Raw genomic sequence first — 9854 nt, forward strand, 5'->3', positions numbered from 1 at the left:
GCGAAGGGACCCGAGCTTGCGAGGGCCGAACGCAGGAGCAAGCCTTTTGGGTTACCTTTTTGGCGTTTGAAAAAGGTGACCCGCCGTAAGGGCGGAACCCTAAGCAGCCGTTACCGCAGCAACGGATATGTACCCAAAACTCAGCGCCTGAAAGAAAGCCATCGCGAGCAGGCTCACGCCTACACGGGATATCAAGCTGCCTGCAAAAAATCACACCCGATCAATACCCGGTCATCTCCAGATACCCCCGACCAGCATGACTCCCCCCAATCCCCACCGGTCCCTCCCAATAAGGAATACGCAGATCCATCCAGGCATCGCGATTAAGCGCATCGACACTGATATCGAGGTGCTTGTCCGGAATGCGGACCCACCACTTCACCGGCATCGACCGCCCAGCGACCTCGGCCGTGTCCTGCGGCTCCAGACTGATCTGCTCGCGACGCAACGTCTGAATCTGCCCATCCGCAGCAATCCACGTACCGGTCAGATAAGCCGCCCCCTCCTTCTGCCGCATCCGATAAAGCATCACATGCTCACCGCTGTCCAGATGCAGAGAAAACCAGTCCCAACCGGTCTGATTAGCGGTCAGCGGCTGGCTGCTCCATTCCCGATCCAGCCACGCCGGCCCGCTGACCGTGTAAGTCTGGCCATCGATCTGCAGCGTCCCGCTGGCCTGAAAAAATGGCTGACTGTAGTAATACGACGCCTGCCCCTGCTCCGACTTTTGACTGAACCCCTTGTCACCCTGCAGCACCAGCGGCCGGCTGGACGTCAGCCGCAGGTCGTAAGCGAAATTTTTATCGCGAGCGCGCAGCTGCATGTCGCTCAACGGATCAGCCGCCTTGCCGGCAAACATCCAGTCATCGATCCACGCCTCGAACGGCGCCAGGCGCACACCGGCCTGCCCGACGCCACCGCGCGCGTAGCGCTCGGCCGCGTGATGCACCGTGCTTGATGTCACCGCCGCATGCCCCAGCCACACCGTCTGGTTGCCCCACCCTGCCCGCTCTGCCTCAGGTTTCAAGGCGCTGCGAAACAACGTCCATTGCACACCGAAATCGTTGCCTTGCGGGTCCTTGAGATTCGCCGTGACGTACCACCATTCGATGCGAAAGCCATCATGCGCGCCGTGATCGGCTGGAAAACTGAACACCCGCCCCGGCACTACCGGGGTGAACGCCTGCGCCTGCGCGCCCATGCCGGCAAAGCCCTTCTGTTCCGACACGGACGGATCGCAAGCGGTGAGCAACAGCGCGGCCAGCAGCGCAACGAGCTTAATCCTCATGGGCAAACGTCCTCAGCAGGTCCGCCGGTTGCGTGCGGTACAGCGAATACAGCGGCCACGCCGAGGCGAGCAAGGTCGCCAGCAGCGCCAACCCCATCAGCTGCAGCAGTTGCCACGGGAACACGCGCAACGGCAGGCGCCAGCCGAACGCCTGCACGTTGATCACCGCATCGAGGCACCACGCCAGTGCGATGCCCAGCGGCAACGCCAAAATCAGCGTCAACACCGCCAGCAGCCAGGTCTGGCCGAGGTTGAGCAGCATGAGTTGCCGCCGCGTGACGCCCAGCGCCCACAACGGCGCGAGCTGGCCGAGACGGCTTTGGCTCTGCGTCAGCAGGCTGATAAACAACGCGACACCCGCGACCGCCAGGGTCAGGCTGTTCAACGCCGCCGTCGCGGCAAAGGTGCGTTCGAAAACCTGCATCGACCAGCCCTTGAGTCGGGCCTGATCGATGATGCGGCTATCGTCCAGTTGAAAACGTGTCTGCAAGGCATGCAGAAACGACGGGATCTGCTGCGGATCGATGCGCAAATTGAAACGGTTCGGCGTCAATTGCGGCCAGCCGCGCAGCAGATGATTGCTGTTGACCAGCAAGTGGCCCTTGGGATTGCCGTAATCGGCGTAGATGCCGACGATGCGCGGCGACCATGTGCCATTCGGCGCGGGAATCGTCAGTCGATCGCCCGCGCGCACCTTGAGCCGGCGCGCCAGTTGCTCGCTGAGCATCACCGCATCGTCCGTTGCCAGATGCGCCCAAGGGTCGCTGCCATTGCTGTCGAGCAGCGGCCAGTGCTGGCGATAATGCGCATGATCGACGATGCCGAACAGCTCCGCCGGCCAGCCTTGCAGTGTCACCGTGACCTCCCAGTTGGGCAGCACCGCGCGGACATTCGGCTGCTGCTTGAGCCAACTGTACATTTCCCGCGACTGCGCCGGATTGCTTGGGTTGATGTACAACTCGGCGCTCAGGCGTTGTTCGAGCCAGTCGTTGAAGGTCTGGCGAAACCCGGCGGTCATGCTGCCCGCGCCGATGTTGGCGGCCAGCGCCAGCAGCAGCGCCATCAGCGCCAGACTCAACGCCGGCAATTGCTGCCGACAATCGGCGAGGAACCACTGACCCAACACCGAACGACTGCGCCCCAGCAACGGCTTCAGCAGTGCGCTGAGCAGCACCGGCAAGGCCAGCGCCGCGCCGAGCAACAGCCCGGCCATCAAGACGAAGCCACTGCTCAGGCTGTCGCCCCAGACCAGCGCCGCCAGCGCAATCGCCAGCAAGCCCGTCGCCAACCAACCTTGCCGACGCAACCAGCGGGAATATTGCTCGTGCCAGGCCTGCGGATCGGCGACCGCGAGCAATGGCAGACGCGCCGCCCGCAACAGGCTGCTGGCGCCAGCGAGCAAGGCGCCGAGCAGGCTCAAGCCGATGCCGCTGAACCACCACCACGGACTTAACCGCAACTGCCCCGCCACTTCCGCGCCATAAAGACCGCGCAGGCTGGCGGCGACATCCGGCAGCAATACGCTGGCCAACCAGTAGCCGCTGACCACGCCAAATACGCCGCCGAGCAATGCCAGCACACCAAGCTCGACGATCAGACAGGTGATCAGCATTCGCGCACTGACCCCGCAAGCGCGCAACGTGCGCAGCAGGCCACGACGCTGTTCAAGCGCCAGACCGATGGCCGCGTGCACGATGAACAATCCGACCACAAACGACAGAAAGCCCAAGGCATCGAGATTCAGGTGAAAGCTCTCGGTCAGCCGCGCGAGGTTGTTTTCTTCGCCACTGCTTTTGAGTTGCAACTGGCCTTTGAACGAGTCTGGCAACTCAGCGTGAAAATCCTTGGGCAGCAGCATTCGTGACAGTTGCCCCGGTTGTTCGAGCACGGTTTGCGCCACGCCGATGTCCACCAGCAACACGCCGGGCGCCATGTCTTTCTGGACCACGAGCGGCGGCAAAACCTGGCCGTTTACTGTTTGCGGCGTAGCACCTTCGCGCAGTTTCAGCGCCTGCAAGGTATCGGCGGAAATCCACGTGCTGCCCGGCGGCGTGAAGAATTCGACAACCCGTTCAATGGGCAGCGCCTGCCCGGCCACCGCCGAATCGGCGGGCAATGAAACCGGTTCGATGCCCATCAATTGCAAGCGTTGGTCTTCGTGCCCCTTGAGCAACAAGCGCCCCTGCAACAGCGGCGAGACCGGCCAGCCCTGGCGGCGCAAATCCACGAACCATTGCTGAGAAAAAGTCGCCCCGCCGGATGTGCTCAGGCTGGCCTGCGGTTCGCCGCCGATCAGTTGACTGGCCCGCGCGTAGCTGTCGCGCGCCTGACTGTTCAGCGCCTCGACGCCGGTCAGCAGGCTGGTCGCCAGCCACAGGCCGGTGAGCACGCTGAAAAACTGCACCGGATGGCGCCGCCAATGGCTGAGCAGTGCGCGCAGCGTCTGCCGGAAAACCATCACGTCAGGCGTCCGCTGGACAGCACCACTTGCTGCGCCAGACGCGCCGCGACCCGTGGACTGTGCGTGACCATCAACAGCGTGGTCGGCGTGTCATCAAGCAGTTCCAGCAGCAGGCGCAGCACTTCATCGCTGGTGGCTTCATCGAGGCTGCCGGTGGGTTCGTCGGCCAGCAGTAATTTCGGCTGCGACGCCAGCGCCCGGCCCAGCGCGACCCGCTGCTGCTGACCACCGGAAAGTTGTTCGGGATAACGCTTGAGCAAATCGCCCAGGCCCAGACGCTGCACCAGATGCGCCTGCCAGCGCGGCTCATGGCGCCCGGCCAGCCGCGCCTGAAACGCCAGATTGTCCTCAACGCGCAAACTGCCGATCAGGTTGAACTGCTGGAACACCAGACCGATTTCCGTACGCCGCCAGTTCGCCAGTTGCGCTTCGCTCATCGACTCCAGCCGATGTTCACCGCTGTGAATGCTGCCGCGGTCGACCTTGTCGAGGCCGGCGACCAGATGCAGCAACGTGCTTTTGCCGCTGCCCGATTCGCCCATCAGCGCCAGACTGCTGCCGGCCGCCAGCGTCAGGTCGACGCCCTGCAATACCGGCAGCGAACCCTGTGGCGTGGGGTAACTTTTGTGGACGTTGCGAACCTCAAGCATGGCTGAACCTGATCAATGAGTCTGGGCCAAGGATAGCGGCCCTGAATGGTTTTTGTCCGTTGATGATCATCGCTGTGGCAGCGGTCCGCCCTACCCTGCGTGACAGTCCACCGATAACGATAAGAACCGGAGTCACCATGCAACGTTTCATTTTCAGCAAGCGCGGCCTGCTGGCCTGCCTGATCAGCGCCGCCATCAGCCAGACTCTGTTTGCCGCCGACACCCCGTCTGCGCCCAGCGCACAGACCCGCGCCAGCAACGCCGCCGTCCTGCAACAGCTGCCCTTCAGCGACCGCACTGATTTCGAATCTGTCAGCAAAGGCTTGATCGCGCCCTTCAAAGGTCAGATCAAGGACGCCGCCGGCAAGGTTATCTGGAACGCCAATGCCTACAATTTTCTCGACCATGAAAAAGCGCCGGAATCGGTCAACCCGAGCCTGTGGCGGCTGGCGCAACTCAACGCCCACGCCGGTCTGTTCGAAGTCAGCCCAAGGCTGTATCAGGTGCGCGGCCTCGACCTCGCCAACATGACCATCATCGAAGGCGATGACGGGCTGATCATCATCGACCCGCTGACCATGGCCGAAACCGCCAGGACTGCGCTGGATCTGTATTACGCCAACCGCCCGCGCAAACCGGTGGTGGCGGTGATCTACAGTCACACCCACGTCGATCACTTCGGCGGCGTGCGCGGGGTGATCGATGAGGCCGACGTCAAGGCCGGCAAGGTCAAAGTTTACGCACCGTCCGGCTTCATGGAACACGTGATGAGTGAAAACGTCATGGCCGGTAACGCCATGAGCCGTCGCGCGCAATACCAGTTCGGCAGTCTGTTGCCGCGCGGCGAAAAGGGCCAGATCGATGCGGGCCTGGGCAAAAGCACACCCAGTGGTGGCACGGTCACGCTGATCCCGCCGACCGACCTGATCACCGAGCCTCTGCAAAGCCATACCATCGCCGGGCTGCAAGTCGAGTTTCAGCTGACGCCGGGCACCGAAGCGCCGGCGGAAATGAACCTTTATCTGCCGCAACTGAAAGCCTTGTGCATGGCCGAAAACGCCACGCAGATGATGCACAACATCCTCACCCCGCGCGGCGCGCAAGTGCGGGACGCCAAGGCATGGTCGCAGTACCTCGACGACAGTCTGGCGCGTTATGGCGACAAGGCCGAAGTGATGTTTGCCCAACACAACTGGCCGACCTGGGGCGGTGAACGCATCCGCACGTTGCTCGCCGACCAGCGCGACATGTATGCCTTTATCAACGACCGCACCCTGCACTTGCTCAACCAGGGCCTGACGCCGCTGGAGATCGCCGAAGCGATCAAGAAACTCCCGGGTTCGCTCGATCAGAAGTGGTACACCCGCGGTTACTACGGTTCGCTGAGCTTCAACACCCGCGCGGTGTATCAGCGCTACATGGGTTTTTATGACGGCAACCCGGCCAACCTCAATCCGCTGCCGCCGGTGGACGCCGCCAAACGCAGCGTCGAAGCCATGGGCGGCGCGGCGGCGGTGCTGGAAAAAATGCATACGGCCATGGCCAGCGCGGATTATCGCTGGGCTGCACAACTGGGCAATCAACTGTTATTCGCCGAACCGGACAACGCCGACGCGCGCAAGGCGCAGGCCGAAACCCTGGAACAACTGGGTTACCAAAGCGAGAACGCCACCTGGCGCAACATGTACCTGACCGGCGCCATGGAACTGCGCAACGGTGTGCCGCCGCAATCGGCCAACACTGTGTCAGTGGACATGGTGCGGGCGATGAGCCCGGAGATGTTCTTCGACTATCTGGCGGTACGTCTGGACAGCGAAAAAGCCGTGGCCCATGACCTGACGCTGAACTGGACGTTCGACGATGTGCAGAAGGATTTCAATCTGACGCTGCGCAACGGCGTGCTGACCCACCGCGCCGGGCTTAATCCTGCGGCGGATGCCGGTGTCACCCTGAGCCGCGATACCCTGGAAAAGATCAGCCTCAAGCAACTGGATTTCCCGACGGCGATGCAACAGGGCTTGATCAAGTTGCAGGGCAACGGCAAGAAGTTCGGCGAGTTGATGGGCAGCCTCGACACGTTCGGGCCACAGTTCAATATCGTCACGCCTTGAGACGAAAGCCCTACCCTCACCCTCTCCGAGAGGGAGAGGGAACTGACCGGGTTGTTTGCGCGAGACACGCCGACATGGAATTTGGAGTCGAACGCAAGTTCTGAACAGTCCACAACTCGGCTCCCTCTCCCTCGGGAGAGGGCTGGGGTGACGGGGAAATCTCGCGCACACACCACACAACGATCAATCACCCCAATCCAGCCATCCTCAACAACCCTGCCCCGAATGCAGCCGTAACTGCTTCGGCGTGATCCCGAACCGTTTGCGAAACGCGCGAATGAAATTGCTCGGCTGGCCATAGCCAAGGCGCCGGGCAATGCGCTCGATCGGTTGATCGCCCGCGGTCAGCCAGTGTCGTGCCAGCGCCAGACTGTCATTGCGCTCGCCGCTTTCGCTCAGCCAGTGCCGCAGCATGCTCTGATGCAAAAACGGATTGGCACCGGGCAGCGCCTCGTCGAGCATGGCGCGGTGCAAGGTCAGCTGCGGATATTCGCCCCGTTCAACAGCAACGCCCGCATTGCGCAACCAGCGCCTTGCAAACTGTGACGGGCACAACGTGACGTTGGCAAACACCGCGTCCGCCGGTTTGCCCAGCCTTCGAGCAATGTTACGTACCAGCGTAGAGGTGACGGCGTCGAGACCGAAGTGATGTACCGAGCCCTGCAACGGACGCAACTGCAACCGCGCGAAATCCCCTGCCTCGAGCAATTCGACCTGCACATGATTGCTGATTCGTGGCACGAAGCTGACAAAGCAGTCGAGACTCACGCGCAAGGTCGCGGCGGAGTCCAGCAGGATATTCAGACCTTGCAGGCTGGTGGTTGCCAGGCCGTCGACCAGTTCACACCCAAACGTCGGCGCTGCACCGGCCAGCTCGCATTCACGCCACAGTCGTTCAACCGCTTGCGCAGCGATTCGCCGGGCCGGATCAACCAGGCTGGACGGACAGATTCCCGCCCGTGCCAACAGCCGCTTCGAGTCCAGGCCAGACTGTTCGGCATGGCCAACGATGGCGCGGGTGTAAGCGCTGCAAACGAATAAAAACTGGGACATGAGAGAAGTTTCTGAAGGACAGGCGTGTACTTATGCCAGCCGACGTGCTATCGATCCAATGCATTAAAAGTATCCGCAAAATGCAGGAGACGCATGATGGATCTTCGCCAGCTTCGCCACCTCGTCGCCCTCGCCGACTGCCGCAATTTCGGCCGCGCTGCCGAAGCGGTCAGTCTCAGCCAACCGGCGTTCAGTCGCAGTATCCAGACGCTGGAACGTGACCTCGATTGCGAACTGGTCGAACGCAGCAGCCGCGAATTTCGCCTCACCGGCCAGGGCGATCTGGTGCTGCAACATGCGCGGCGTCTGCTCGCCGGCAGTCAGGCGCTGCACAACGAACTGACGCAATACAACGGCCTCACCGGCGGCGAACTGCAATTCGGCTGCGGGCCGTACCCGGCGCAAGTGCTGGTACCGGACGCGCTGGCGCGATTCATTCAGGCGCACCCGGCGGTTCGCACGCGGTTTCATCAGGGCGACTGGCAGCAACTGGCGCTGTGGTTGCGTGAACAGCAGATTGAGTTCCTGATTGCGGACGCCCGCTATTTCGTCAGCGATCCGCAATATGAAGTGCAATTGCTGCGCACCCGACCAGGCGGTTTCTTCTGCCGCGCCGGCCATCCATTGGCCGGGCAACAACGCCTGCAATTGCGCGCGCTGCTCGACTATCCGGTAGTGGGCACGCGCATTCCGCCGATGATTCGCAAGGTGCTCGCCGATCTGCTGGGCGAGGCGGATTTCAATCCAAGTGTCGAATGCGCACAATTCGATGCGATACAGCGAGTGGTGCTGCGTTCCGATGCGATAGGCCTGGCCACTCTTGAAGCCTTGCGCGAACAGATTGATCAAGGGCTGATCCATCTGCTCGATTTCATCGATGTGCCGCGCAACGATTCGGCCTTGCAACTGAGTTACGGCATTGTCAGTCGCGCCGGCTATTCGTTGAGCCCGGCAGCGCGGGCGATGATCGAGGCCATCCTGAGCGTCGACCAACAACTGCTGGCGGCCAGCAACCCCGTGGCAAGTCCTGTATGAACACCTTCGCTGCGCAATCCGGCAATACTTTTTATGCCGCGACCGTGCTGCCGGTCATTGAAGAATTGCTGGCCCGAGGCGTCGCGCAGGATGCTATCGAAGCGCAATTTCACAAAAAGCTTTCAGACCTGCGCACACCGTTCATGCGCCTGCCGCTGGTGGTGTCGCGAAGTTTCTGGGCGTTTGCCGTGGAGCAGAGCGGTGATCCGCTGATCGGTCTGGCGGCTGGTCAACGCTTCGTGTCCACTACCCGCAATGGCCTGACTTATTTGTTCGATGTTGCGGTGTCTCTGGAAAGTGCATGTGATCATTTCGCGCGTTTCTTCAGCCGCTTAAGCGGCCATTTCAATGTGCAGGTCGTGCGCGAAAACGGTGGTGTGCAATTGCGTCTGGTCGAGCGCGGAGCACTACGTGCCGCAGTACCCGTCGCCGATTTCATTCTGGTGAGCCTCTGCGGCATGCTACGCCGCAAGTTGCTCGTCAGCGGCATCAAGCTTGATCCGATTGTTGGCGTGGCACTGACTTCAGCCGGCAGTGATGAACATCAACGCGCTTTCAATTCACCCGTGCGCGGGAAACAGCCGAACGCCGCGATCCATCTCGACGCGCAGCTGTTCGAGACGCTGCTGACGCCCAAGCATCCCGCATTGGAAAACACCTTGGTCGAGGTGCTTGAGCAGACCCTGCGCAACAGCGAACCGACACTGCTTGAGCAAGTCAGCGACTACCTGATCGACAACCTGGCGACGGCCGACTGGAAGCAGTTCTGCGCGACGCAGCATTTGCTTGAGCGCACGGCGGCGCGGCGTTTGAAGGCGTTGGGCTGGGGATTTGCAGAATTGCTCGATGACTACCGACGCTATCGGGCTGAAGATTTGTTACGGGCCGGAGAGCTGGAGCTGGTCGAGGTGTCGGATCGGTTGGGGTACAGCGATGTGCAGGGGTTCAACCGCGCCTGTTTGCGCTGGTTCGGGTGTGCACCGGGGGTTTATCGTACTCGGTGGGGTAGGCGCTGAGTTTGTGTGCATATCCGTTGCTGCGGTAACGGCTGCTTACGGTTCCGCTCTTACAGCGGGTCACCTTTTTCAAACGCCAAAAAGGTAACCCAAAAGGCTTGCTCCTACGTACGGCCCTCGCAGGCTCGGGTCCCTTCGCTGCGGGATCGATCCGGGCGCAGCGGCTACGGTTTGCTTCGCTGCACCTCCTTCCGCTGTGTACGACTTCGTCGTACGGTCGCTGCGCTCCCACGCCCGGAT

At 61.8% G+C, this 9854-nt stretch carries 7 protein-coding genes; 3 read left to right on the forward strand and 4 right to left on the reverse strand.

All coding sequences use genetic code 11. The features are described 5' to 3' along the window. Positions 1–220 precede the first annotated feature (220 nt). Genes ACYYKW_RS25960 through ACYYKW_RS25970 form a run of 3 tightly spaced genes read right to left on the reverse strand, consistent with a single transcriptional unit; the run spans position 221 to position 4399 of the window. Complete coding sequence (locus tag ACYYKW_RS25960) at positions 221–1288, reverse strand: lipocalin-like domain-containing protein (RefSeq protein ID WP_464991542.1); 1068 nt, start codon at positions 1286–1288, stop codon at positions 221–223. After that, positions 1278–3749: an FtsX-like permease family protein gene (locus tag ACYYKW_RS25965; RefSeq protein WP_464991543.1), complete on the reverse strand. Its 2472-nt coding sequence runs from the start codon at positions 3747–3749 to the stop codon at positions 1278–1280. Before ACYYKW_RS25965 ends, ACYYKW_RS25960 begins: the two co-directional genes overlap by 11 nt. Continuing rightward, positions 3746–4399: an ABC transporter ATP-binding protein gene (locus tag ACYYKW_RS25970; protein ID WP_093102652.1), complete on the reverse strand. Its 654-nt coding sequence runs from the start codon at positions 4397–4399 to the stop codon at positions 3746–3748. Before ACYYKW_RS25970 ends, ACYYKW_RS25965 begins: the two co-directional genes overlap by 4 nt. 137 nt (positions 4400–4536) lie before the next feature. Between ACYYKW_RS25970 and ACYYKW_RS25975 the strand changes: the two genes are divergently transcribed. Continuing rightward, positions 4537–6510, forward strand: coding sequence for an alkyl/aryl-sulfatase (locus tag ACYYKW_RS25975; RefSeq protein WP_093102655.1), 1974 nt, complete (start codon positions 4537–4539; stop codon positions 6508–6510). A 207-nt stretch (positions 6511–6717) separates the two neighbouring features. On the opposite strand, the gene ACYYKW_RS25980 is transcribed toward ACYYKW_RS25975, so the two are convergent. Continuing rightward, positions 6718–7563 (reverse strand): AraC family transcriptional regulator ligand-binding domain-containing protein, encoded by an 846-nt coding sequence (locus ACYYKW_RS25980; protein WP_464991544.1) that lies wholly within the window; start codon positions 7561–7563, stop codon positions 6718–6720. Positions 7564–7659: 96 nt separating this feature from the next. Here ACYYKW_RS25980 and ACYYKW_RS25985 point away from each other — a divergent pair, with 96 nt between their 5' ends. Beyond that, positions 7660–8598 carry a LysR family transcriptional regulator gene (locus ACYYKW_RS25985; protein ID WP_464991545.1) on the forward strand — a complete coding sequence of 313 codons (939 nt, stop codon included), beginning with the start codon at positions 7660–7662 and terminating at the stop codon, positions 8596–8598. Then, positions 8595–9614 carry a helix-turn-helix transcriptional regulator gene (locus ACYYKW_RS25990; RefSeq protein ID WP_464991546.1) on the forward strand — a complete coding sequence of 340 codons (1020 nt, stop codon included), beginning with the start codon at positions 8595–8597 and terminating at the stop codon, positions 9612–9614. The genes ACYYKW_RS25985 and ACYYKW_RS25990 overlap by 4 nt, the downstream gene beginning before the upstream one ends. Positions 9615–9854: the final 240 nt, after the last annotated feature.

This window comes from Pseudomonas sp. 15C (assembly GCF_055484735.1).

What these genes read in the sequence shown, in the direction of transcription:
- ACYYKW_RS25960 (WP_464991542.1), bottom strand. Translation starts at nt 1,288, where the DNA reads ATGAGGATTAAGCTCGTTGCGCTGCTGGCCGCGCTGTTGCTCACCGCT.
- ACYYKW_RS25970 (WP_093102652.1), bottom strand. Translation starts at nt 4,399, where the DNA reads ATGCTTGAGGTTCGCAACGTCCACAAAAGTTACCCCACGCCACAGGGT.
- ACYYKW_RS25975 (WP_093102655.1), top strand. Translation starts at nt 4,537, where the DNA reads ATGCAACGTTTCATTTTCAGCAAGCGCGGCCTGCTGGCCTGCCTGATC.
- ACYYKW_RS25980 (WP_464991544.1), bottom strand. Translation starts at nt 7,563, where the DNA reads ATGTCCCAGTTTTTATTCGTTTGCAGCGCTTACACCCGCGCCATCGTT.
- ACYYKW_RS25985 (WP_464991545.1), top strand. Translation starts at nt 7,660, where the DNA reads ATGGATCTTCGCCAGCTTCGCCACCTCGTCGCCCTCGCCGACTGCCGC.
- ACYYKW_RS25990 (WP_464991546.1), top strand. Translation starts at nt 8,595, where the DNA reads ATGAACACCTTCGCTGCGCAATCCGGCAATACTTTTTATGCCGCGACC.